General features: G+C 58.9%; 24 protein-coding genes and 1 tRNA gene. 17 read left to right on the top strand and 8 right to left on the bottom strand.

Annotation, left to right across the window (positions count from 1 at the left end; translation table 11 throughout):
• The first annotated feature begins 14 nt into the window (after positions 1-14).
• From bamA to rpmE, 4 genes are all read left to right on the top strand, one after another.
• Positions 15-2,675 (top strand): outer membrane protein assembly factor BamA, encoded by a 2,661-nt coding sequence (gene bamA, locus SPHFLASMR4Y_RS06370; protein ID WP_089132809.1) that lies wholly within the window; start codon positions 15-17, stop codon positions 2,673-2,675.
• Positions 2,675-3,364 (top strand): OmpH family outer membrane protein, encoded by a 690-nt coding sequence (locus tag SPHFLASMR4Y_RS06365; protein WP_089132808.1) that lies wholly within the window; start codon positions 2,675-2,677, stop codon positions 3,362-3,364. Before bamA ends, SPHFLASMR4Y_RS06365 begins: the two co-directional genes overlap by 1 nt.
• 10 nt (positions 3,365-3,374) lie before the next feature.
• Entirely contained in the window at positions 3,375-3,833 is a 459-nt protein-coding gene (fabZ, locus tag SPHFLASMR4Y_RS06360) for a 3-hydroxyacyl-ACP dehydratase FabZ (RefSeq protein ID WP_089132807.1), read from the top strand.
• Positions 3,834-3,943: 110 nt separating this feature from the next.
• Complete coding sequence (gene rpmE, locus SPHFLASMR4Y_RS06355) at positions 3,944-4,174, top strand: 50S ribosomal protein L31 (protein WP_089132806.1); 231 nt, start codon at positions 3,944-3,946, stop codon at positions 4,172-4,174.
• A 33-nt stretch (positions 4,175-4,207) separates the two neighbouring features.
• Here rpmE and SPHFLASMR4Y_RS06350 read toward each other — a convergent pair whose 3' ends face one another.
• The 5 genes from SPHFLASMR4Y_RS06350 to SPHFLASMR4Y_RS06330 are packed head-to-tail and all read right to left on the bottom strand — an operon-like array spanning position 4,208 to position 8,447.
• Entirely contained in the window at positions 4,208-5,155 is a 948-nt protein-coding gene (locus SPHFLASMR4Y_RS06350) for a biotin-dependent carboxyltransferase family protein (RefSeq protein ID WP_089132805.1), read from the bottom strand.
• Positions 5,152-5,823: a 5-oxoprolinase subunit B family protein gene (locus tag SPHFLASMR4Y_RS06345; RefSeq protein WP_089132804.1), complete on the bottom strand. Its 672-nt coding sequence runs from the start codon at positions 5,821-5,823 to the stop codon at positions 5,152-5,154. Before SPHFLASMR4Y_RS06345 ends, SPHFLASMR4Y_RS06350 begins: the two co-directional genes overlap by 4 nt.
• Positions 5,820-6,578, bottom strand: a complete 759-nt coding sequence (locus tag SPHFLASMR4Y_RS06340) for a LamB/YcsF family protein (RefSeq protein WP_089132803.1) — start codon at positions 6,576-6,578, stop codon at positions 5,820-5,822. Before SPHFLASMR4Y_RS06340 ends, SPHFLASMR4Y_RS06345 begins: the two co-directional genes overlap by 4 nt.
• On the bottom strand, positions 6,575-7,777 hold the full coding sequence (locus SPHFLASMR4Y_RS06335; protein WP_260807099.1) for an Nramp family divalent metal transporter: 1,203 nt from the start codon (positions 7,775-7,777) through the stop codon (positions 6,575-6,577). Before SPHFLASMR4Y_RS06335 ends, SPHFLASMR4Y_RS06340 begins: the two co-directional genes overlap by 4 nt.
• Before the next feature lie 28 nt (positions 7,778-7,805).
• Positions 7,806-8,447, bottom strand: a complete 642-nt coding sequence (locus SPHFLASMR4Y_RS06330) for a prolyl hydroxylase family protein (protein WP_089134724.1) — start codon at positions 8,445-8,447, stop codon at positions 7,806-7,808.
• Positions 8,448-8,554: 107 nt separating this feature from the next.
• Here SPHFLASMR4Y_RS06330 and gspJ point away from each other — a divergent pair, with 107 nt between their 5' ends.
• The 4 genes from gspJ to SPHFLASMR4Y_RS06310 all read left to right on the top strand — a co-directional run bounded on the left by gspJ (position 8,555) and on the right by SPHFLASMR4Y_RS06310 (position 11,510).
• Entirely contained in the window at positions 8,555-9,169 is a 615-nt protein-coding gene (gene gspJ / locus SPHFLASMR4Y_RS06325; protein ID WP_089132801.1) for a type II secretion system minor pseudopilin GspJ, read from the top strand.
• On the top strand, positions 9,166-10,161 hold the full coding sequence (gene gspK, locus SPHFLASMR4Y_RS06320) for a type II secretion system minor pseudopilin GspK (protein WP_260807098.1): 996 nt from the start codon (positions 9,166-9,168) through the stop codon (positions 10,159-10,161). The genes gspJ and gspK overlap by 4 nt, the downstream gene beginning before the upstream one ends.
• A 90-nt stretch (positions 10,162-10,251) precedes the next feature.
• A tRNA-His gene (locus SPHFLASMR4Y_RS06315) sits at positions 10,252-10,328 on the top strand.
• Between the two features lie 129 nt (positions 10,329-10,457).
• Positions 10,458-11,510: a Leu/Phe/Val dehydrogenase gene (locus SPHFLASMR4Y_RS06310; protein WP_089132800.1), complete on the top strand. Its 1,053-nt coding sequence runs from the start codon at positions 10,458-10,460 to the stop codon at positions 11,508-11,510.
• 311 nt (positions 11,511-11,821) lie between these two features.
• Here the strand turns inward: SPHFLASMR4Y_RS06310 and SPHFLASMR4Y_RS06305 are convergent, their stop codons facing one another.
• From SPHFLASMR4Y_RS06305 to SPHFLASMR4Y_RS06295, 3 genes are all read right to left on the bottom strand, one after another.
• Positions 11,822-12,865, bottom strand: a complete 1,044-nt coding sequence (locus SPHFLASMR4Y_RS06305; protein WP_089132799.1) for a phytase — start codon at positions 12,863-12,865, stop codon at positions 11,822-11,824.
• Positions 12,865-15,702: a TonB-dependent receptor gene (locus SPHFLASMR4Y_RS06300; RefSeq protein ID WP_089132798.1), complete on the bottom strand. Its 2,838-nt coding sequence runs from the start codon at positions 15,700-15,702 to the stop codon at positions 12,865-12,867. Before SPHFLASMR4Y_RS06300 ends, SPHFLASMR4Y_RS06305 begins: the two co-directional genes overlap by 1 nt.
• A 152-nt stretch (positions 15,703-15,854) precedes the next feature.
• Positions 15,855-16,361 carry a DUF983 domain-containing protein gene (locus tag SPHFLASMR4Y_RS06295; RefSeq protein WP_260807097.1) on the bottom strand — a complete coding sequence of 169 codons (507 nt, stop codon included), beginning with the start codon at positions 16,359-16,361 and terminating at the stop codon, positions 15,855-15,857.
• Between the two features lie 274 nt (positions 16,362-16,635).
• Between SPHFLASMR4Y_RS06295 and SPHFLASMR4Y_RS06290 the strand changes: the two genes are divergently transcribed.
• The 9 genes from SPHFLASMR4Y_RS06290 to SPHFLASMR4Y_RS06255 all read left to right on the top strand — a co-directional run bounded on the left by SPHFLASMR4Y_RS06290 (position 16,636) and on the right by SPHFLASMR4Y_RS06255 (position 23,627).
• The gene (locus SPHFLASMR4Y_RS06290; RefSeq protein ID WP_089132797.1) at positions 16,636-16,956 is read left to right on the top strand and encodes a helix-turn-helix domain-containing protein; all 321 of its coding nucleotides are present in this window, start codon (positions 16,636-16,638) and stop codon (positions 16,954-16,956) included.
• 11 nt (positions 16,957-16,967) lie between these two features.
• Positions 16,968-18,638: a SulP family inorganic anion transporter gene (locus SPHFLASMR4Y_RS06285; RefSeq protein ID WP_089132796.1), complete on the top strand. Its 1,671-nt coding sequence runs from the start codon at positions 16,968-16,970 to the stop codon at positions 18,636-18,638.
• A gap of 171 nt (positions 18,639-18,809) precedes the next feature.
• The gene (ccmC, locus tag SPHFLASMR4Y_RS06280; protein ID WP_089134721.1) at positions 18,810-19,529 is read left to right on the top strand and encodes a heme ABC transporter permease CcmC; all 720 of its coding nucleotides are present in this window, start codon (positions 18,810-18,812) and stop codon (positions 19,527-19,529) included.
• Entirely contained in the window at positions 19,526-19,657 is a 132-nt protein-coding gene (locus SPHFLASMR4Y_RS16860; RefSeq protein WP_145955467.1) for a heme exporter protein CcmD, read from the top strand. Before ccmC ends, SPHFLASMR4Y_RS16860 begins: the two co-directional genes overlap by 4 nt.
• The gene (gene ccmE, locus SPHFLASMR4Y_RS06275; protein ID WP_089132795.1) at positions 19,654-20,103 is read left to right on the top strand and encodes a cytochrome c maturation protein CcmE; all 450 of its coding nucleotides are present in this window, start codon (positions 19,654-19,656) and stop codon (positions 20,101-20,103) included. The genes SPHFLASMR4Y_RS16860 and ccmE overlap by 4 nt, the downstream gene beginning before the upstream one ends.
• The gene (locus SPHFLASMR4Y_RS06270; protein WP_089132794.1) at positions 20,100-22,037 is read left to right on the top strand and encodes a heme lyase CcmF/NrfE family subunit; all 1,938 of its coding nucleotides are present in this window, start codon (positions 20,100-20,102) and stop codon (positions 22,035-22,037) included. Before ccmE ends, SPHFLASMR4Y_RS06270 begins: the two co-directional genes overlap by 4 nt.
• Complete coding sequence (locus SPHFLASMR4Y_RS06265; protein ID WP_089132793.1) at positions 22,034-22,561, top strand: DsbE family thiol:disulfide interchange protein; 528 nt, start codon at positions 22,034-22,036, stop codon at positions 22,559-22,561. Before SPHFLASMR4Y_RS06270 ends, SPHFLASMR4Y_RS06265 begins: the two co-directional genes overlap by 4 nt.
• Positions 22,561-22,974: a cytochrome c-type biogenesis protein gene (locus tag SPHFLASMR4Y_RS06260; protein ID WP_089134720.1), complete on the top strand. Its 414-nt coding sequence runs from the start codon at positions 22,561-22,563 to the stop codon at positions 22,972-22,974. The genes SPHFLASMR4Y_RS06265 and SPHFLASMR4Y_RS06260 overlap by 1 nt, the downstream gene beginning before the upstream one ends.
• Positions 22,974-23,627, top strand: coding sequence for a tetratricopeptide repeat protein (locus tag SPHFLASMR4Y_RS06255; RefSeq protein ID WP_186266056.1), 654 nt, complete (start codon positions 22,974-22,976; stop codon positions 23,625-23,627). The genes SPHFLASMR4Y_RS06260 and SPHFLASMR4Y_RS06255 overlap by 1 nt, the downstream gene beginning before the upstream one ends.
• Positions 23,628-23,677: the final 50 nt, after the last annotated feature.

The following is a 23,677-nucleotide window of genomic DNA, read 5'->3' as shown; positions in this document are numbered from 1 at the left end:
TTTTGCCCTTGTTAATGTGCGGCACGATTTTGAGTGGCGCAGCGGTTTCATCACAAGCGCTCGCGCAGGAAGCTGCGCAAGCTGCGCAAGCTGCGCCAGCGGCTCCTGCCGACGACCTGATCCGGTCGATTGTGGTCAACGGGGCCCAGCGACTGGAGCCGACCACAGTGCTATCCTACATGAAGTTGCGGACCGGACAGCCGTATACACAGGAAGCTGCCGATCAGGCTCTCAAGGACCTGTTCGAGACCGAATTGTTCAAGGATGTCAGTATCCGGAACAATCAGGGTGCCGTGATTATCGAGGTTGTCGAGAATCCGGTGATCAACCGCATCCTGCTGGAAGGCAACAAGCGGATCAAGGAAGACAAGATCTATCCTGAAATCCGGCTGGCTCCGCGACAGATATTTACCCGTTCGAAAGTCCGCGCCGATGTGGCCCGGATCGTCGAGCTGTATAAGCGCAAGGGCCGCTTCGCGGCGAATGTCGAGCCCAAGATGGTTCAGCTGGACCAGAACCGCGTCGATATCGTGTTCGAGATCAATGAAGGGCCCAAGTCCAAGGTCCAGCAGATCAACATTATCGGCAACGAAGAATTTTCCGACGGCAAGCTGCGCGGGGAAATGGTAACCAAGCAATCGCGCTTCTATCGTTTCTTCAGCTCCAGCGATACTTACGATCCGGATCGGCTCGCCTTTGACCAGCAAAAGCTGCGGCAATTCTATCTGACCGAAGGCTATGCGGATTTCCGAGTCATTTCGGCGGTGGCCGAGCTGACGCCCGACAAGCGGGACTTCATCATCACCTATGTCGTGGAAGAGGGGGAGCGCTACCAGTTTGGCGAAGTGTCGGTCGAAAGCGATATTCGCGACTTCACGCCCGAGTTCCTGACACCGCAATTGCCGATGAAAACCGGGGATTATTACGACGCCAAGCAGGTCGAGGATACGGTCGAGCGTCTGTCTGAAACCGCTGGACTGTTCGGCTATGCGTTTGCCGACGTTCGTCCGCAGTTTACGCGGAACAAAGAAACGCTGACCATGGATATCCTATTCCAGGTTGCGGAAAGTGACCGGGTCTATGTCGAGCGAATCGACATCAACGGCAATACCTTGACCCAGGACAAGGTCGTCCGCCGGGAATTCCGGCTGAATGAAGGCGATGCATTCAACAGCTTCCAGGTCAAACGCTCCGCCAACCGGATCAAGTCGCTCGGATTTTTCCAGGAAGATCTGGAGATCGAGCAGAAACAGGGTAGCGCGCCCGACCGCATCATATTGGAAGCCAATGTCGAGGAGAAGGCGACCGGCGAGCTGCAACTTTCTGCAGGTTTTTCCAGCGTCGAGAATTTCATTCTCCAGGCATCCGTGCGGCAGCGCAACTTCCGCGGCAAGGGCCAGGAACTGCGTGCCAGTGTCAGCTATTCCAGCTATTCCCAGTCGATCGAGCTTGGCTTTACCGAGCCCTATCTGTTTGACCGGAATATTGCTGTGGGTGCCGACGTATTCCGGCGCGATCTGAACAGCTTCAACTATGTCAACAGCGACCGGCAGACCACTTTCGAGCAGCTCACCACCGGGTTCCAGATTCGTGCCGGCGTACCGATCACCGAATATCTGTCCGCTTCGTTCCGTTATGGCCTCAGCCAGGACGACGTGACGCTGGAGCCGAGCCTGTTCTTTACCGACAGCAATGGCGACGGCATTCGGGGCAACAGCGATGTTGACGACTGTGATCCGTTGCTGGCCGGACGCTATCTGTGTGATGCCCTCGGTGCCCGGACAACGTCTTCGCTGGGCGCATCGCTGATCTATGATGATCGGGATAACCGTATCCGGCCAACTCGTGGCCAGACCGTTGTCGGTAGCCTGGATTTTGCTGGTCTGGGCGGTAGTGTCAAATATCTTCGTGGCCGTTTGAATGCTTCCAAACATTGGCGCGTACTGGGTGACTTCATCTTCACGGCCAAGGCAGAAGGCGGATATATCTATCCGCTGGAAAATCGCGGAAGCGAAGCGGACGGCATTGACGATGTGCGTCTGACAGACCGCTTTTTCCTTGGCGAACCGCAAATCCGCGGTTTCGACATTCGCGGCGTTGGTCCTCGGGTCGTGCGTTCGTCTACCATTCCGGGGCTCGATACAAACGGCAATCCGATCAACCAGATCGTGGAAGTCACCAACGGTCGCCAGACGGATGACGCCATCGGTGGCCGGGCCTATTATCTGGGCCGTGCCGAGCTGGAAATTCCACTCGGTTCGGGGGCGAGTGAACTTGGTTTGCGACCTTCGATCTTTGTCGATGTCGGTGCGGTCTTCAACGTGACTAAGCCTTTGCTGCTGACCGATGCGCAAACCCAGACGTTCAGTACCGTCGACAGCGCGGGCAATGCGTCGCCCACCGGAGCCGCCGCGCCGCTCTATCTGACCACCGACAGTTCGGGAGCAGTAGCAACAACATTCGACGCGACGACCAACGGGGTCGCCAATCCGATCGCTACCAGCTTCACGGAACGTTTCTTTGGTGATACGATGAGCCCACGATTGTCCGTGGGCTTCGGTGTGAACTGGAATTCACCATTTGGTCCATTCAGGATCGACATCGCCAAGGCTCTGTTGAAAGAGCCGGGCGACGACACAAAACTCTTCACTTTCAACGTAGGAACACAATTCTGATGAAACGTTATTTCAAAACCGCACTCGCTGTTCTCGCCGTCACCGCTGCACCCCTGGCTGTTGGTTCAGTCGCCCAGGCGCAGGTGTCCGGCATTGCCACCGCGAACCCGACGCTGGCCATTGCCAAGACCAAGGCCTTCTCGTCTGCCTATTCGCAGATCGGCACCCAGTATAAGTCCTATTTCGACCAGATCGATGCCCGTAACAAAACCCTGAACGGATTGCGTGCGCAGCTGGACACCAACAATGACAAGCAGTTGACGCAGGAAGAGCTTGATGCAGCGGTACGGGCGAAAAACCCGGTGCTGCAGAGCATCCAGACCGAGGAAAATGAAATCCAGAAACTGCAGACGCCGGCCGTCAAGGCGCAGATGTTCGCAGTTGAAGCCATTTTTGCCGAATATGGCAATGCCCAGCAGAAAGTGGTTTCGGACAAGAAGATCAGCGTTATTCTGGATCCGGAAGCCTTTCTGTATGCGCCGTCCCAGGCTGATGTCACCAACGATATTACGGCCGCTCTGGATGCGAGACTTCCGTCGGTCAGCACGACTCCTGGTGCCGACTGGCAGCCGCAGCGCAACACCGTTGCGCTTCATCAGCAGTTGCAGCAACTGCTGGTTGCCAGTGCCCGTAACCAGGCTGCCCAGCAGCAGCAACAGCCTCCGGCAGCCCAGCCAGCCAGCCGCTAGTTGACTGCTTATGACCGAGCTTCTCGATTATGATGTAACCAAGGTGATGGCGGTGCTTCCGCACCGTTATCCCATGCTTCTTGTTGACCGGGTGGAAGAGCTCGTAAAGGACGAGTCCATTCGGGCGATCAAGGCTGTCACAATCAACGAAGGCTTTTTCCAGGGCCATTTCCCGGGCCGGCCAATCATGCCCGGGGTGATGATAGTCGAGGCGCTGGCACAAGCCGCCGGCGTTCTCGCCATGGAAAGCTTCGACATGGTGGGATCGGGCAAGCTGGTCTATTTCATGGCGATTGACGGAGCGAAATTCCGTCATCCGGTGGAACCGGGCTGCCTTTTGTCTCTGAACGTGAAGTTCGAGCAGAAGCGCGCGCGTGTCTGCAAATTCTCCGGACAGGCGATGATCGGCGACAAGCTGGCCGCCGAGGCAAGTTTTACCGCCATGATCGCCGATCCGCCTGCAGCATAGGCTTTTGCAAAAGAATCTTGCCCTTTTGTCATTCGGCGGTTAATGGGCCGCTTCCGTTAAATTTATTCGCTTTGGGTCTGGTCGGTAACCAGCCTGTTTAGGAGCCGAAAATGAAATCCGATACGCATCCAGACTATCACATGATCACCGTTCAGATGACCGATGGTACGACTTTTGAAACCCGTTCGACATGGGGCAAGGAAGGCGACACGCTGCAACTGGACATTGATCCGACTTCGCACCCGGCTTGGACCGGCGGCAACCAGCGCCTGCTCGACCAGGGCGGCCAGGTGGCGCGCTTCAACAAGCGTTTCGGTGGACTGTCGCTCAAAAAGAGCTGATTCGTATCGGGGCTACCAGATAGTCCCGATCCATCACCACAATTTTATCTGGCCGAGCCAGGACGTGAGCAGGGAAATCTTTTCCCGGTAAATTTCCGTGGCCCGGTCGGGCGTAGTCTGCACGAATCGAATGCGCGCACCCGCGGCCAACTGGCCGATCAGGTGACGATCGGCCCTGATGACCTGCGCAATCCGGGGATAGCCCCCGGTCGTCTGCGCATCGGGACCAAGCAGATAGGGCTGGCCACTCGGCGGCAGCTGGATAGTTCCGGGAAAAACAGCCGCACTGCGCATGTCGGACGCATCGGGGGCGGTCAGCGGCGGACCCTCCAGTGCCAGCCCCATCCGGTCGGCGCGCGCTCCGACTGAATAAGGGCTCAGGCACAGGTGATCGACGATATTCTCGTCCGCATGGCCGGTTTCCGGACCGCGGGTCAGCCGCAGCACATGATCGTCGCTATAGTGAGGCCTGAGATTGTCCGGTGTGGTGCGTTGCACCTCCGTGACCGGCGATTCCGGCGCAAAGGCGATGACATCATCCGACTGCAGAGCGCGCCCGTGAAAACCGCCGAGACCTGCCGCGAGACAGGTGGACTGACCGTCGAGTATCCGTTCGGCATGCATTTCCGCCGATATGGCCAGATAGGTCCGGCATCCCGGGCGGCCAGGTCCGATGGCGATCTTGTCGCCCGCTTTTAGAGACAGGGTCTGGTGCTGGGGATGGTCTTGACCATTGATCCGGACATAGGCGGCGGCCCCCACAACTGCTATCGCGCAGGGCTCGTTTACTTCAAAAATGGCGTCCAGAATCGTTATCTCGATCGCAATGGCCGCGAGAGGCTTGCCGACCAGAAAATTTGCCAGCGCCAGAGACAGGCAATCGGCGGCACCCGCAGCGGGCATGCCGAGATGGCGATGCCCGCTGAACGGCGCGCCCTGCAATGTGGTTTGCAGTCCGGCTTTCACGACGGTGATACTCACGCAGCCGGTTCCCGGGGCCAGTTATCGAATGTGGTCTTTGAAATCGCTTCAAAGCGTAACTTGTCTCCCGCCGAAAGCAGGGCCGGCTGGTCCCGGGCCGGATCAAACAGGGAAAGTGGTGTGCGGCCGATGATCGGCCATCCACCGGGGCTGTCGAAAGAATAGATGCAGCTTTGCCGTCCGATAATGCCGATGGATCCCGCTGCAACCGACTGTCTCGGATTGGCCAGCCGTCCGATATTGCCGCAATTTTCCATGCTTTCGAGATAGGCAAAGCCGGGCATGAATCCCAGCATGGCGACCCGTTGCATCTGCGCGCTGTGCCAGGACGGCAATGCCGCCGCCGGGATACCCAGCTTTTCGGCCACATAATCACGATCTGGACCAAATGCCGCGTCATAACAGACGGGAATCACTGTCGTGGATGATGCAGTGTCGGGTGCACGCTTCAATTCGCTCAACTGGTCCAAGGCAATATGTGCCGCTTGATCCGGCGCCAGCCGGGCGGGATCAAATTGTATCGCTATGCTGTCGAGGCCCGGAACGGTTTCCGTCCAATGGTCGCTCGCGGCGAGTATATGCTGCGCGGCCGGAATCTTGTGCCAGTCGGGCAACGGAATGCTGATCCAGTCATCGCAGACGTGGACCTCAGGCCGGTCGTCGCTCATGATCCGACCGGCCCGATCACGATGCCGGCCTGTTCAAGCGCCATGCGCATCTTTTTGGCGGTGTCCAGCGCACCGTCGCTGTCCGAATGGAGGCAGAGACTCTGTGCATCGATCGTCAGTATTGATCCGTCCTGCGCGGTGAGCGCGTTTCCTCTTGCGAGGTCGAGACCCTGCCGGATCCGCAGCGCTTCATCAGCGATGACCGCCCCTGTCTCGCTGCGGGGGACCAGTCTGCCCTTGCTGGTATATCTCCGGTCAATGAAGGCTTCGGCAACAAAGCCAATATCTTTCGCCGCAGCCTCTTGCTGGATGAGAGAACCCGCCATGCCGACCAGCGGCAGTCCGCATCGTGTCGCGATGTTGACCAGTAGCCTGGCAAGCTCCGGACTGTCCTGGGCATCATTATACAGCGCGCCATGCGGCTTGATATGGGTGAGAGGCACCATGATTTCTGCTGCTATCGCTGCAATGGCGCGTATCTGGTCCATCAGGCTGTTTTCGAGATCCGCAAGCGCGATATCCAGCGTGTGCCGCCCAAAGCCGGCACGGTCCGGATAAGAAGGGTGGGCGCCGGGCGCGATAGCTTTGGCCTGTGCCGCGCTCAGCATCTTTCGCATGCTTTCCGGTGATCCGGCATGGCCGCCGGTGGCGATGTTGCAGCTGGAGACGATATCCATGATTGCGATATCGCGTGCGATACCGGCCGGACTCTCGTCCTCGCCGAGATCGGCGTTCAGATCGATCTGCAAAGTCATGGCCAGAATCCTAGCGCGCGGGCGATCAGTCGAAAACTCAAAGCGATGGTAATAAGCAAGATTGCCGTCCCGAGGATATTGGATATCAGGCCATTTGCATATTCTCCGAGCAATTTCCTGTTATTGGCCAGCCGGAGCAGAAAGATCGCAATGACCGGAAGAAGCAGTCCGTTGGCAATCTGGGCAATAAATATCAGTTCGACCGGCCGATAGCCGAGCAGGGCTGCGAAGGTCCCGGTCAGGATAACGATCAGAGCGCCAATCTGGAACGGCCGCTGTGAGCGCGAAGATTTGAAAATTTCCTGGACGATATAGCCAGTGGCCAGAGGCGCTGTGATCGCCGAGGTGAGGCCCGCTGCAAAGAGGCCGGCACCGAGCGTGACGGTCGCCATATTCCCGAAGAGGGGTGTGAGCTGTTGGGCCATGTCGATCGCATTTTCTATTGTTTTGTCGCTGCCGAAGAGACTCGCTGCGGCGGTTGCCAGGATCGTCATCGACACCAGGCCGCCAATGCCGATCGATACCATGTTGTCGAGCTGTGCGTCGGGCAGTTGTTCCCTGTCCCAGCGGTTGCGCACACTCCCGGCGTGCAGAAACAGGTTATAGGGCACGATCGTGGTGCCGATGAGCGCGATCGCGGTGAGCAAGCCTCCATCGGGGATCGAAGGCACGAACCCCGCCAGCAAGGCCCCGAGATCGGGTCTGATGAGCAGAAAGGTCAGAATGAAGGCCGCGCTCATCAGCAATACCAAGGCTATCAGGACATTCTCCACCCATTTCGGTTTTGAAAATATCAGCATGGCTGATGCGAAAATGGCAATAGCGATGATGACCGGTGCGATGCCGAAGGGCAGCGCGCCGCCGTTAATGGCTTCCAGACCCAGTGCTGCGCCCGACATATTGCCGGCCTCATAGGCAGCATTCCCGAGGACCAGTGCGGAAATCAGCAAAAGCGCAGCCAGCCCGCGGATGAACGGCGAATGGACCGATTTGAGCATGGCTTCTGCCAGCCCGAGCCGAGTGACCAGCGCGACCCGGATGGCGAAGGACTGCAGTACAATCGTGGTGCCGGTGGCGAACGTCAGCGCCCAGAGCAGCGCGAAGCCGAAATTGGCGCCGGCCAATGTGCAGGCCGTCACGGTGCCCGGACCGATGAAGGCGGCGGAAACCATCATGCCCGGGCCGGGACGGTAGCGCATGAGTTTCATGGTCTTCGGGACAACAGGTTCACCCGTTCCATGGCCAGGGCTTTTCTCGAAACCATTTGGTGATCACATATTTGGTCCCCTTTCGGACCTTCATGCCATGGTGCATGGTCCAGCTATTGACCGAACCATCCGGATTGCGGTTGTTCCAGCACAGCATCGTTCCGGTTTCCGGGGTGAAGCTTTTCTTGAACTGTGTGAAGCGCGTTGCCCCGCCAGCGTCGGGTTCGTTGAGATATATCATGAACGTCCAGCTGCGCTGGCCGGAGATCGCGCAGTATTTCTGGAAATCCTGCCCCCGGGGTTCAAAAAAATCCGTGTGCGCCTTGAATTCCTGACCGACCGCATAGCGTTGTCCCTGCAGCGGTTCGCCAAATCTTTTGTCGATATCGGCAAAGGCGCAGATTTTTGCATCTATTTCGGCGACGAAATCATCCTGATGATCAAGGTCGCAGGTTTCGCTGGTCCGGAAATAGTCGTCACCATTGGGGTCGGCAATGGTGGAAGGGCGCCGCCGATCGTCGATCAATGCGATCAATTTCCCACATTCGGCCGGGCTGAGGAAATTCCTGACGATGCACAATTCGATTTCCTTGCGCGGAAAACGCTGCACTTTCCCCAATGCGACAAGATAGTCAGCCGACGTATTATTGGCCTCTGTCATATCACCGTCCAAAATTGTACCTAACTACCCGGTTTTACGATAAATGAATCCCCGTTGATCGCAACCGCTGTTTGCGGGTCTGGCCAATAGGAATATAAGCGAGGACGATGAGCCGCATTTCCGCCAATTTCCGCGATCGCAACGGCTTCACTCTGGTCGAGATGATGGTGGCGCTGTTCATTTTCGCGATCCTGTCGGTCGCCGGGGTGATCATGCTCCGGTCTGCGGTCGACAGCGACGAGATTACCGCGGAAAACCTCGGCCAGATGGCGGAAATGCAACGTTTTGTTTCGCTAATGGAAGCAGACCTGAGCCAGACCTTGCCACGCCCCTATCGCGATGATCGTGGCGACCGGATGCCGGCTTTTGCCAGCGAAACCGGCGGTCCGGAAGCGGCCTTTCTGAAATTCACGCGGGGCGGCCAGAGCAATATCAACGGGCAGGCCCGGTCCAATCTGGAGCGGGTCGAATATCGGCTGACGGAAGGCAATCTCGAACGCTGGCGGTACCGGATGACCGATGGCGGGACGATTGACCCGCCCGCGGTTCTGCTTTCCAGCATCGATGCGCTGGAGGTCCGCTTTCGCGACAAGCGGGGTCTGTGGTCGGAACGCTGGACAACCGAGCGGCTGGCAGACCTGCCGAGGGCGATCGAGATCCGGTTCGAGCAGCAGGGGCGCAGCTATCGCCATCTGTTTCTGGTCGGGGCGGGTTATTTGTGAGCGATTTGCGGGAAATAGGGACCGCCAGGGAGCGGGGGGCGGCGCTGCTGACGGTGTTGCTGCTGGTCGCGGTCATCGCAATTCTGGCGGCGCACGGGATTGACCGACTGGCCGGGGCGACCAAGCTGGCCTCCAACGCGCGTGAACTGTCGCAGGCCAAGGCCTATCTGATTGCCGCGGAATCGATCGGCATTCGGTCTGCCGAGCAAATAGTGTCGCTGTCGCCGGGCCGGACGATCAATCTTGATGGCTGGAACGGCAAACAGCAGAGCTTCCCGGTGCCGGGGGGGATCATCACGGCATCGCTTTCCGACGGCGGCAATTGTTTCAACATCAACAGTCTTGTCACCCAGCAACAGGAAATCCTGACGGCCCGGCCCGAAGGCCTGGCGCAATTTTCTCGGCTGATGGTCATGCTGGGCATATTGGACGGTGATGCCGCCGATATAGCGGAGTCGGTCGCGGACTGGATCGACAGCGATCTGGTGGCGGCCCCCCGCGGCGCAGAGGATCAATATTATCTGCAGCAGGAGACGCCCTACCGCACGGCCAATGCGCTGATCGTCGATGTTAGTGAATTGCGCACCATCAAGGGCGTGACCGACGATATATATGTCCGGATCGCGCCGTGGCTGTGCGCGCTGCCGACCACCGATCTGTCGCCGATCAACATCAACACGCTGCGGCCCGAGCAGGCGATATTGCTGGCGATGCTCGGCGAGATGCCGTCCGACCTGACGCCCGCCCGGCAGTTTCTCGGCCGCCGGCCGGAACTGGGCTATGCCAGTCTCAATGATTTCTGGGCGCAGTCCTATCCGGTCAGCCTGGTCGCCAGTTCGGAAGTCCAGAGTCAGGTCAAGCTGACCACCCGCTGGTTCCGTGTCGAGCTGGCGGTCGAGATGCAAAGCGCGCTGGTCGAGGAGCGCGCCCTGATCGATGCCGCGCGGCGACCGGCCCGCCTTGTGCATCGCCAGCGCAGTGATGCGTTTTAATTGGCAAACGGCCCGCTAAATGCTTGACGTTTGCCACCACCTGTCCCTATGGACCCCATCGCAATGCGGCTCTATAGTGCGCGGCTTGTGGCGATCGTAGCTCAGTTGGTTAGAGCGCCGGTTTGTGGTACCGGAGGTCGGGGGTTCGAGACCCCTCGATCGCCCCATTTTTCCCTGAAGACGATGACGAAGCGCAAGGCCATCACCACCTGGTCCTGATTCAAAGTCTCTCTTTATTTGTAATTATATTACAGCTATGGGATATTTAATTACTTCAACTGTCAGGGATAACCGCCATGAGCGTGATGTGGGATTTGCCGGATTTTGACGACCATGAAGCGGTCCATTTTTTCCATGATGCGGAAAGCGGCCTTAGCGCGATCATTGCGCTGCACAGCACGCATCTCGGCCCCGGTGCGGGCGGAACGCGCTTCTGGCACTACGAGAATCGCGAAACCGCGGTAACCGACGCGCTGCGTCTGTCGCGCGGCATGAGTTTCAAGAACGCGATGGCCGGCTTGCCGCTGGGTGGTGGCAAGGCGGTGATTCTCGCCGATCGCAACCGCAGCAAGACACCGGAAATGCTGGCTGCGTTCGGCCGTAAGATCGAATCGCTCGGGGGCCAATATGTGACCGCGGAAGATGTCGGGATTACCGCAGCAGACATGGTCGCTCTGACCAAGGAGACGAAATATGTCTCCGGCCTGCCGGTCAGCAACAGCGGAGAAGCCGGTGGTGATCCGGGGCCGTTCACCGCGATGGGCGTCTATCTGGGCGTGAAGGCGGCTGTGGCGCATAAGCTGGGCCGAGAAGACATGAACGGCATCCATGTCGCGATCCAGGGCGTCGGCAGCGTCGGCGGCGGTCTTGCCCGTCTGCTGGCCAGGGACGGGGCGAAGCTGAGCATCGCCGATATCAACAAGGACTATGCGGCAGCGCTGGCCAAGGAAATCGGCGCCACGGTCGTGGGCCTCGACGAGGTCATGCGAATCGAGGCGGATGTGTTCAGTCCCAATGCCCTTGGCGCGATACTGGACAAGGTTTCCATCGCTCATCTCAACGTACCGATCGTTGCAGGCGGTGCCAATAACCAGCTGGCGACTCCGGAAGACGGGCAGCGGATTTTCGACCGTGATATCCTGTTTGCGCCGGATTATGTCATCAACTCGGGCGGCATCATCAGCGTCGGGCTGGAATATCTCGGCGAGCGGGATGTTCAGGAAGTCAATCGCCGGGTCGCGATGATCCCGCAACGCCTGACCGAAATCTGGGAACAGAGTGCGGCGCAGAAATTGCCGGATTCCGATGTTGCCGACAATATGGCAATGGCGCTGATCGGGCGCGGTTAAACCTGTTCCGAACCTGACAGAAATTGCCGGTTTTATTTTCTGTGACCTTTTTTCGGAAACCCCGGAATTCTGACATTTCTTGATCGCTAGCCCGGTTCCTAGTGTAACCTTTGCATTGTGGGTCCGGTCCGCCGGGGCTGTCGATCATGCGCGCGCAATATCGTCCCGCCCATATGTCAAAGAGCCGGTCCCGCGCATCGCGAAGGACGGGGCAGAGAATAGGTGATCGGGGCAGCTGCAGGAAAGAAGTTTAGATGGAATGATGGAAGAGAGCCCCGCAAAAGGGCTCCCTTCCGATCCCGTTCTCGCGATCAGGGCGCAACCGCAGCCTTGATCTTCGACCAGCTGAGCAGCTTGAAATTCTGCGTGCCGCCTTCATTGGCGCCATCCTGCATCACCATCAGGCCTTCGGGATAGGCCGGACCAAAGTCACCCAGGATGACTTCGATGCCGTCGGTTTCCGAAGTGCCGTCGATCGCACCGTCGACGAGGCGAAAGCGGTTTACATAGGTGCCGGTGACCAGGTCATAGAGCACATAGGCATTGTCGCCCTGGCTGGAGGCGACCAGATAGCCGCCATTTGCGCCTTCGGGTGCCAGCGCCAGCCCTTCGACATCGGCGACCAGTTCGCGGCCATTGATATTGGCGAAGCGTTGCGGGATGAAATCGTCGGCGTTCAGATCGAACAGCCAGATGCCGCTATTTTCCTCGCCGACGTAGAGTCGTCCGGTGCGGTCATCGACGACGCAGCCTTCCGGCTGGGTTGCCAGCTTGTGCTCCCGGCCGATGGTTGCCGCTGGCGTGCCACCGTCAAAGGACAGGGTGATTTCGCGGACAAAACCGCTTTTCTCGATCATATAGGCAAAGATTTCGCCGCCGCTGTCCTGTCCGAAGCAGAAGCCGTAGGCTTCGCCGGGACCGGCCGGATATTTGCCGAGCAGCGACAGTTCAGCGGTTTCCGTGTCGAGCTTGTAGAGGCCGACATGGGCATTGGCGCGATCGTTGCGGATGCTGGCCCCGACCAGCACGGTTTTTTCACCGCCGATCACGACTTCGCGCAGATCGACATTGTTGAGCTCGCCTTCGGGCAGGAAGGATTTTTTCGATCCGTCCAGCCCGTAGACATAGAGACCGGCGCGCTTGTCGGTGCCAATGATCAGGCTGTTCGCCGGATCCCCGGCATTGCGCCAGATTGCCGGATCATCCGCCGCATCGCGGTTGACCGTGCCGACCGGAACCGTTTCCGCATCGGCGGTCAGTTCCAGGGTCGGGGCCGAAGAGACGGCAACGGCGGTGGTGGTGCAACCGGAAAGGGCCAGGCTGCCGAGCAGGAGAGGGGAGGCTATATTTTTCATCACATCGTTATCTTTGCGCCAAATTTGAAGGTCGAGCCATATTCTTCATATTGCAGCAGTCGCTGGGTCGATTCGAAATTCTGATAGGCGAAATATTTGGCATTGTTGATGTTGATCCATTCCGCAAACAGCCGGACATTCTTGTTCAGCTTGAACTTGATGCTGGCGTCGAGCTGGAAATGATTGTCGACATAGCGGTCCTCGCTGGCTTCGGCACCCAGTTCGTCGAGATAGCGATCCCGATAGGTGCCCGCCAGACGGAAATCGAACGGTCCCTTTTCATATCCCAGAACCGCGTTGAGCGTGTGCTTGGAACTGCTTGGCAGAGTGATGCTGCGCAGGTCGGTGACATCGCCGTCAGTAGGCACCGTGCCGGTGGCATCGGTATAGGTATAGTTGAAATTGACCAGAAAGCCATCGAGCGGGTCGGGCAGGAAATTGAGTGCTTGCGCAAAGCCCAGTTCGATACCGAAGGCTTCGGCGCTGCTGCCGTTGATCGGGATGGTGGCCTCGTCAAAATCGATGCCAAAGCGAGTGCCGTTTTCCTCCAGGGACTCGACGATGAAATTCTTGATATCCTTGTAAAAGATATTCGCGGTGATCGCGCCGTTCGAACTGAAGTAATATTCCGCGGAAGCGTCGAAATTCCAGGCCTCGTAGGGCAGCAGGTCCGGATTGCCGAATTCGCCTTCCCGTTCGTCATCGTCATTTTGCTCGACCGCAAAGCGGGGCGCAAGATCGGACAGATTGGGACGCACGACGCTGCGATAGCCGGCGGCGCGCAAGACAAGGTTCCGCTGCGGTTCGAAGCGAATGTTGAGGCTTGGCAGCCAGTCGTCATAGCTGCGCGAGAAGCTGTTGGGTGCGACGACCACGGTGTCTTCGGTAAACAACACGCCGCCGAAGGTTGCATCCTCCTCGACCAGGGTTACCGTGTTGGCCGAAATGACATTTTCGGTGCGTTCGAAGCGCACACCGCCGATGACGCGAAGCTTGTCGCTGTCCCAGCGGCCGAGCAGATAGCCGGCGTAAATATCTTCCTGGTTCACATAGTCGGAGACGGCCGAATCAAACTGGCTGTCGATTTCCTGAAGCTCGAAATCGCCGAAATTTGTGCGGAAATATTCGGTCGGGCCGGTGTGGCTGGCGACCGGACCGAGGTCGGTGATACGATAGGTCTGTGTGCCCAGCACATCGGCCAGTGAGTAATTGCCGGTGCTGTCTTCGTAAAACTCGACATTATTGTCGTGGCTCTTCTCGCGCCAGCGCCCCTTGAAGCCGCCCTGTACGGTAAAATCGCCGCCATTCATGGCAAAGATGTGGGATACGTCGAGACGGGCCGAATATTCTTCGTCCTGGGCGTCCGACAGGGAGGTCAGCTCAACATCGTCCAGTTCGTAAACACTGGCATCATTGGCCAGCGCGGCACCCGAGGCGAAGCTGTAAAGCGGAACCCGGGGATCGCTATAGTCGAACAGGACGCTGACGCCGTCATCTTCGAATTTGTTGGAAAATGTGGTCGGATCGACTGAACCATTTTCATATTCGCTCGATTTCGACCAGCTTCCCGAATATTCGATTTTCCAGGGGCCGGTTTCGGTCTTGCCGCCGAGCACGACGGAGCGGATTTTCTGGCTTTCCATGCGGTCCTTGATGTCCCGCTCGATCTCGATTTCGCCGTCGGCGTCGTCGAACAGCGCGCTGTTGGCGTCGCCGCCGCTGGCTTCTTCGTCGAGCTTGAAGGTCGTGCGTCCACGAAATTCCTGGTCGTCAAACTGGCTGTAGATGCCGCGGATATAGAGTTCGGTGCTGTCGCTGGCGCGGAAATCGAATGAGAGCGAAGCGCTGATCCGTTCGCGCTCGACGTCATAGTCGCGATATTGGACTTCCTCGGCATAGACGACGCCGTCATCGTTGACGTCCCAGCCTTCGGCTTCGATATTGTCGGTTTCAAACTTGCGCTTGTAATAGGACAGGCCGCCGGCAACGCCGATATTGTCGGTCAGGCGGGTGGAGAAATCGATGCTGCCCTTCGGCGAGATATGGTCGGCATAATCATTGTAGCTGCCTTCGACCTTGCCGGTCAGCAGGTCTTTCTTGCGATCGAATGCGCTCACGGTGTTGATCTCGATCGAGGCGCCAATGGTATCGCCGTCCATGTCGGGGGTCAGCGACTTCTTGATCTCGATCGACTCGATAAGGTCGCTGGAGATCACGTCGAGAGCGACCGAACGGACATCGCTTTCGGGCGAGGGGATGCGCACACCGTTGAGCGACGAAGCGTTCAGGTTGGGGTCGAGACCGCGAACGGACACAAAACGGCCTTCGCCCTGATCATTGAGGATGTTGACGCCGGGCACGCGGCGCAGCGATTCCGCGACATTCTGATCGGGAAACTGGCCGATGGCATCGCGGGTCAACACGGAGGAAACGCCGTCGGCTTCGCGCTTGCGGGACAGGGCGCTCGCCTGGTTGGCGCTTTGGCCGATAACCAGAATTTCCGATCCGGCACCACTTTGCAGCACGATATTGGCGACGGTCGGGGCGGTCTCGGCGACCGTGATGCTGGTCTGGCTGGTGTCTGCACCAACATAGCGGGTTTCCAGCGTATAGGTGCCAGCCGGAACGTCTGGAAAACGATAGCTGCCATCGCGGTCGGTGGTGACCACCCGGTCGAGCTCGATGATCCGGACCTGGGCCGATTGCAATCCTCTGGTGTCGCTGGGGTCGCTGACCACGCCGCTGACCGTACCGGCCCATGCTGTACCCGGCAGAGCGAGCAGAACCGCCGCCGACCCGATTAGTAACTCTTTGCGAAACTTAGATATTCTGGCCATGATGCCCTCCGGTAAATCTGATTTACCGGGCCTCTAGGCCTGAATTGTGAAGGGAATTGCCGGTTTCGAAGACTCCAGTGTGAATCTTAATTGACGGTTTGATGACACGGGCGGAATCGACGAACTGATCTGTCCGGCGCAAATGCCGGAGATCAGTGATCCTGACTGATTTCGGGCTTCGAGACGACGGTCGACCGTGCCGGCCTTTCAAAACCGTTCAGACCCATCCACCATTGCATGGCGATGATGGCCCCCTTGGCAGGTTGCAGCAGGGCGGCAATCAGGAATAGCGCCATGATGATTATGATCGCAAGATTGGTCCACATCGACAAGCCGAGCTCGCTGATCATGAAGATGATGATCGGCGCAAGAATATGGCCGGTGACAATGATTGCCACATAGGCGGGGAAATCGTCGGCCTGTTGCGCGGTCCAGTCCTGGCCACATAACGGGCAATGGTCGAACGGTTTGAGCAGGCGTGGAAACAGCCTGGCCTTGCCGCAGCCCGGGCAGCGGCCCAACAGGCCGCGAATGAAGGCCTCGAACGCCGATTTCGGCAACGCGGGAGCCGTGGGATTGTCGATCCCGTTACCATTTGCACCTTCGGGGTTGCCCATGTCGTCGACGATCCTGTCGAGCAAGGTTTCAAATCCGGCCATTCATCTTGTCCTGTTCCATTGTCTTTCGATATTTCGGCCAAAGTCGTGCATCCGCACCATTGCAGGCGTCTGGTCATTGTCCGCGGCAGGCCCGGGATTGTTGGCGCGCCGGCTACGGGCAGGCGCTATCTTGATCGCGATCCAAATTTTGTCCGCCGGTCTGTCGGGATCGCGGGGCCGAACAAGACACTGTCATTAAATGTCTTCTATACACAATCAGGATAAATTGTTAATACTGATATTTGATGTTTAGTATATCAGAAAAGGTCGATTGATGATCACGTCTCAGCAAATGCGGGCGTCGCGGGCCCTGCTCGGAATCGATCAACGGCAACTGGCCGAACTGGCCGGTCTGTCGCTGCCGACGATCCAGCGCATGGAAGCGTCGGACGGACAGGTGCGCGGCGTGGTCGATACTCTGGTCAAGGTTATCGGTGCGCTTGAACGTGCGGGGATTGAACTGATCGGGGAAAATGCTCCAAGCACCGGCATCGGGCGCGGCGTCCGGATGCGCGAGACCAAGGAGGGCAAGGCGGCTGGCGGCGTGGGTTCGATCCTGTTCGATCAGGCAGGCTCCGATCCGGAAAGCGAATAGACGTCCGGCCGATGAACAGCTTTACGCCCAAAATCATCACGACGATGCGGGAAGGCTATGATTTAGGCCTTCTCAAGACCGATGCGCTGGCCGGGCTGACGGTCGCGATTGTTGCCCTGCCGCTTTCCATGGCCCTGGCCATTGCCAGCGGGGCCTCGCCCGACAAGGGGCTGGTCACAGCGGTGATTGCCGGTTTCCTCATTTCCTTCCTTGGCGGCTCCCGGGTGCAGGTCGGCGGGCCGACGGGCGCCTTTGTCGTGGTCGTATTCAATGTCATCGCCCAGCATGGCTATGACGGCCTGCTGATCGCGACAATGATGGCAGGGCTCATCCTGATAGCCGCCGGTGTTTTCCGGATAGGGCGGCTGATCAAGTTCATCCCGCATCCGGTGGTCACCGGTTTTACCGCCGGGATCGCGGTTATCATTGCCTCGAGCCAGGTGAAGGATTTTCTCGGCCTGTCGCTTGACGCAGTCCCGTCGGAGTTTCTGCCGAAATGGCAGGCCTATTTCGGGGCCATCTCTACCGTGCAGATGGCGACCCTGCTGGTCGGTCTGGGCGCCTTTTTCGTGATCATCGTGCTGAAGCGATTTGCGCCGAGACTGCCGGGTTTCCTGATTGCGCTCGTGCTGGCGTCGATCATGGTCGCGCTGCTCGAGCTTCCCGTCGACACGATTGGCTCCCGTTTCCCCGACATGCCGGTAACGATGCCGGTGCCATCGCTGCCGGTCGTGACCTGGGCTTATATGGTGGAACTGTTGCCCTCGGCCTTTACCATCGCCTTTCTTGCCGGGATCGAGGCGCTGCTTTCGGCGGTAGTCGCGGACGGAATGACCGGCACCCGCCATCGCTCCAACCAGGAGCTGATCGGGCAAGGTGTTGCCAATCTCGGTTCGGTGGCCTTTGGCGGCCTGCCCGCGACGGGGGCGATTGCGCGGACCGCGACGAATATCAAGGCGGGGGCAAAAACTCCGGTAGCCGGCATGATGCACGCGCTGTTCATCCTGTTGTTCATTCTGTTCGGCAGCAGCCTGATGGCGTATGTGCCGATGGCTGCACTGGCGGCGATCCTGTTCGTGGTCGCCTGGGGCATGGGCGAGATCGACCGGTTCATCGCGCTGCTGCGGATGCCCAATAGCGACCGTGCGGTATTGCTGCTGACCTTCGGGCTGACGATATTGGTCGACCTGACCGTAGCCATTGGCGTCGGGGTCACGCTCGCTTCGCTGCTGTTCATGGCGCGGATGAGCGAGACGGTGCAACTGGAGAATGGCAATGCGCCGGATCGCATTGATGGATTGGCGGGGGATGACCCCAGCCAGCGGGATGATCTTCCCAAGGATGTTGAAGTATTCCGGATCACTGGACCGGTGTTTTTTGGCGTCGCCGGCGAATTGCTTGATGCGATGCGCAAGATCGGGCGGACGCCGAAGGTCATCATATTGCGCATGCGGCTGGTGCCGATGCTCGACGCCAGCGGGGTGACGATGATCGCGGAATTTATCGCGCAGGCCCGCCTTTCGGGGGCCAGGATCATCCTGTCGGGCGTACGGCCACAGCCGCGCGAAATGCTCGGGCGGATCGGTATGGTCGAGGATGATGCCGCGGGAATCTATTTTGAATCCGACTATATGGCATCGCTGCAACGTGCCGAAAAATTGACAATGATCACGATTCACTAGCCCATTGGACAGGGCCGGGTTGACCGGTCTGTGGTAAATGGTCCGAAAATGCGATTGCAGCCGCGCGACTGGTGGCAATTCGCAAAAACGCTTGTCGGCTTGCCATGCTTCTGCCATCGAAAGTCGCGATTGATGTTGATCATCCGCAACCGAGGCAATATCGCTTTACCCATGCATGCCTATGCCAATCCTACCCGCTTCCTGTCACTCGCCAGGCCGCTGACGCCGTTTCTGCTATTTGGTGGCATCGCCATGGTAGCGGCTGCCTGTATCTGGGGCCTTTGGGCGACGCCCGCCGAGCGGTTACAGGGGGATACGGTGAAGATCATCTTCGTCCATGTGCCGATGGCCTGGCTCGGCATGGCAGGATGGTCCGGCATTGCGATTGCCAGCATTTCCGAACTGATCTGGCGGCATCCGCTAGCCTCGCATGCTGCGCGCGCGATTGCGGTGCCCGGTGCGTTGTTTTCGCTTCTGTGTCTGGTGACGGGATCGATCTGGGGACGTCCGGCATGGGGAACCTGGTGGGTCTGGGATGGCCGCCTGACCTCGATGCTGGTGCTGTTCTTTCTCTATCTTGCCTATATCGTACTCGCCAACGAGAGCCGAAAGTCCAGCGGCCAGAGCCGGATAGCCGCCATTTTCGGGGTGGTTGGCATCGTCAATCTGCCGATCATCCGCTTTTCGGTCGAATGGTGGGAGACCCAGCATCAGGGGACCAGCATCAATATTCTGGGCAAATCGACCATCGATCCGCTTTATTTATGGCCTCTATTGGTTTCGGCCCTGGGTTTCTCGCTGCTATTCGGCGCGATTGTGCTTATGCGGATGCGGGCAAGTCTGGCGCAAACCAAAGTCGATGCCCGGCTGAAAAGGATGGCAGCAGAATGAATCATTGGCCCTTTATCATTGCTTCCTACGCGTTTGTGCTATTGGGCACAGCTCTGGTCGTGACGCACAGCTATCTGGCGATGCGCAAGGCGGAAGCGAAGGCAGATCAGTTGAGCAAACGAAAATGAAGGCAAAACACCAAAGGCTGACGCTGGCACTGCTGGCGGTGGTTGCGCTGGTCGGCGCGGGCCTGCTGGCGGCTTACGCGTTGCAGGACCAGGCGAGTTATTTCTATACGCCGTCGGATATTGCAAAGCAGAAGCCGGAGGCGGGCACCGCCATTCGTCTGGGTGGCATGGTCGAGGAAGGATCGATCCAGCGATCCGCCGACGGGGTCACGGTAGAGTTCGTGGTCATGGATGCCGACGCCCGGCAAAAAGTCACCTATACCGGCATTACGCCGGATCTTTTTGCCGAGGGATCGGGCGTGGTGGCCGATGGCCGGCTGGATGCCAACGGCATATTCGGGGCTGAAACGCTGCTGGCCAAACATGATGAAAATTACATCCCGCGGGAGCTGGAAGGTATTGATATGACATCCGGCAGGAATAAAACGGAGACGCTGGTCCAATGATCGCCGAAACCGGCCTGATCGCGCTCTGGCTGGCAGCCGCGCTGACGCTGCTGCAGTTCGCGCTGGGGGCGATCGGCCTGCGGATGGAACGGGACGAATATTTTGCCGCAATCCGCCCGGTAGCGGTGGCGCAGGGGCTGTTTGTAAGCCTGTCCTTTCTGCTGCTGATCTGGCTGTTCCTGCGATCCGACATGTCGGTCAAGCTGGTGGTGATGAACAGCGCTTCGGTGAAGCCGCTGCTCTATAAATTTGCCGGAACCTGGGGCAATCATGAAGGATCGATGCTGCTGTGGGTCACGGTCATGGGGCTGGCCGGCGCCTTTATCGCGCTGTTCGAGCGGTCGCTGCGCACCAGGACCCTCGTCGCGACGCTGGCGGCCCAGGCCTTTATCAGCCTGGGATTCTACGCCTTCCTGCTGGTCTCTTCCAATCCGTTCGAGCGGATGTTTCCGATACCGGCAGACGGGCAGGGGCTCAATCCGCTGCTGCAGGACCCCGGTCTCGCCTTCCATCCGCCGACGCTTTATTTCGGCTATGTCGGATTGTCTGTCGCTTTCTCCTTCGCTGTCGGTGCGATGATCACCCGCGACGTCGGCGCAGCCTTTGCCAAGGCGATGCGACCCTGGGTGCTGGGCGCCTGGATATTCCTGACACTGGGCATTACGGCGGGCAGCTACTGGGCCTATTACGAGCTCGGCTGGGGCGGCTGGTGGTTCTGGGACCCGGTTGAAAATGCCTCGCTGATGCCTTGGCTGGCGGCGACCGCCTTGCTGCACTCCGTCACGGTGCTGGCGACGCGCGACAGTCTGCGCGCATGGACCTTGATGCTGGCGGTGGTCGCTTTCTCCATGTCGATGATCGGCACATTTCTGGTCCGCTCCGGTATCTTGACCAGCGTTCATGCTTTCGCGGTTGATCCGGAACGCGGCAGTTTCATCCTGGCCCTGCTCGCCCTTTATATCGGCGGGGCAATGGCCTTGTTCGCGCTGCGGGTCGGCACGGTGAAAGAAGGCAAGAGGTTCGAACTGGTCAGCCGGGAGGGCGCGCTGGTCGCCAATAATCTGCTGCTGTCGGTGATCCTGGCCTTGGTCTTCATCGGCACCCTCTATCCGTTGCTGGTCGAAGCGGTGACCGGGGACAAGCTGTCGGTCGGTCCGCCCTATTTCAATCTGGCAACCGGACCGCTGGCGCTGCTGCTGGTCGCGGTCATGGCGGCCGGCCCCCTGCTACGCTGGCGGCGGGACAATCCGAAAACGCTGCTGAACCGCATAGCGATCCCGATCCTCCTCACGGCTGCCGCACTTTTTGCGCTGGCGTTGTTCACCACCGGCATGTCGGTTCTGGCGCTGCTCGGTCTGGCGCTGGCGGCCGGTGTCGCCGTTGCCAGTTTCGCGCCCCTTTGGAAGCGCAATCTGCGCCGGACGCCGTTGCACATCTATGGCATGGTCATCGCTCATTTCGGCATCGCCGTGGCGCTCGTCGGCATGGCCTGCGAAAGCAGCTTTACCGAGGAGAAGCTGGTCGCGGCACAGCCAGGCGACGAGATTGTCGTCAACGACTGGACATTGCAGTTCGAAGCGATCGAACCGATGGCGGGGCCAAACTGGACCGCGCTCGAAAGCCGGATGACGGCGCAATATGGCGATGGCGCGATCCATGAATTCACACCGCAGAACCGGATGTTTGCCGCAGCCCAGACGCAGACCAGCGAAGCTGCATTGCTGACGCGCTGGAACGGGCAACTCTATGTCGTGCTTGGCGAAGGCGACAGCGAAGGCCGCTGGCAGATACGGGTCTGGTGGAAGCCGTTTGTCACCCTGATCTGGTTTGGCGGCATATTGGTGGCATTAGGCGGACTTCTGGCGATGATCGGCCGTTTGCGGCGCGGCTATATGCAGCGCAAGCAACGGGAATATGCCGAGATGATGCTATGAACCGCTGGCTGCTCTGGTTGCCGCTTGCCCTGTTTGGCCTGTTTTTTGCTGCATTTGCGACCGGCCTGATCCTGCCCAAGGACAATATTATCGAGAGCAAGATGGTCGGCAAGCCGATGCCGGCTTTCACCCTGCCAGCGGCCATTGAACAGCGGCCCGGCCTGAGCAGCAGCGATCTGGCGAAGGGCAAGCCGACCTTGCTCAACATATTTGCCAGCTGGTGCCTGCCCTGTATCGCCGAAGCACCGCAATTGCTGGCGCTTGAGCAGGCAGGCGTTGAAATCAATGCGATTGCCAGCCGGGACACGCCGGAAGATATTGCCAATTTCCTGAATCGCTGGGGCAATCCCTACAGCAGGATCGGAACTGACACGACAAGCAAGGTGCAACTGGAACTGGGCTCGTCCGGTGTACCGGAAACTTTCGTGATCGATGGCAATGGCATTATTGTGCATCAGCATATCGGCGACATCCGGCAGGAAGATATCGACAAGCTGCTGAAACTGCTGGAAGATGCGGAATGATGAGATTTCTGGTCCTGCTGCTGGTCTGTCTTGCCGCTCCGCTCGTCGCGCAAACCGGTCTGCCGCCTGCGCCTTATGCAGACCGGCAACTGGATGATCCTGCGAAGGAGGCCGCGGCGCGCGATCTGATGGAAGAATTGCGCTGCCTGAAATGCCAGAGCCAGTCGATTGCCGACAGCAATGCGCCGATGGCCGGCGATATGCGCAGCCAGGTGCGCGAGCGAATTGCCGCCGGTGAAACGCCCGAACAGGTCAGAAGCTGGCTGATCGAACGTTATGGCAATTGGGTGTCTTATGATCCGCCGATCGCGTCCGCCGTGACCTGGCCATTGTGGATCGCGCCAATCATCCTGTTGCTGGCCGCCCTGTGGCTGGCGCGTGGACGGTTCCGCAGAAGCGAAGGGAAGGACTGATGGGTTGGATCATTCTGTTCCTGCTGGTGCTGATTTGCGCTGGCGCATTGATAATATTGGGGAAATTGTCGCGGACGACTTTCGAAATTACCGCCGCGGCATTGTTGCTCGGTGTGGCAGGCTATGCCTGGCAGGGAAATCCCGGCATGGCCGGCGTATCGGTCGAGCCGGCGGAAAAACCCAATAGTTTCGATGAAGACAGTATCGATGCGCGAAACGAACTGGGCGAGCGTTTCGGTACGGCGCGCGAATGGCTGGTCTTTTCCGACTCCCTCAATCGCGCCGGCAAGCATGGCGCAGCGGCCAATTATCTGCGCAACGGGGTGAAGGAACATCCCGAGGATCCCGATCTCTGGGTTGGCCTTGGCAACGCGCTGGTCGTCCACGCCGATGGTGTGATCACGCCCGCCGCACAATTCGCGTTCCAAAAGGCCGCGGACCTGTCGCCGGAGCATCCCGGTCCGCCGTTTTTCCTTGGACTCGCTTATGCGCAGTCGGGTAAAATCGATCAGGCCCGGGCTATCTGGACCGAATTGCTGGAAAGAAGCAGCGAAGACGCCCCGTGGCGCGCCGATCTCGAGTCGCGGCTGGCGGCCATGGAAAGGGCGCAGCCATCGCTGCCGATGCCTCCAAATCTTCCAGCAAGCGACTAAAAGTCTTGGGATATGAAGGAGTTGATATTCCGGGCTTGTCGCTTTGTTGC

The sequence above is a fragment of the Sphingorhabdus sp. SMR4y genome, from assembly GCF_002218195.1.
Lineage (GTDB): Bacteria > Pseudomonadota > Alphaproteobacteria > Sphingomonadales > Sphingomonadaceae > Parasphingorhabdus.
This window is presented reverse-complemented; position numbering and strand designations above follow the sequence as displayed.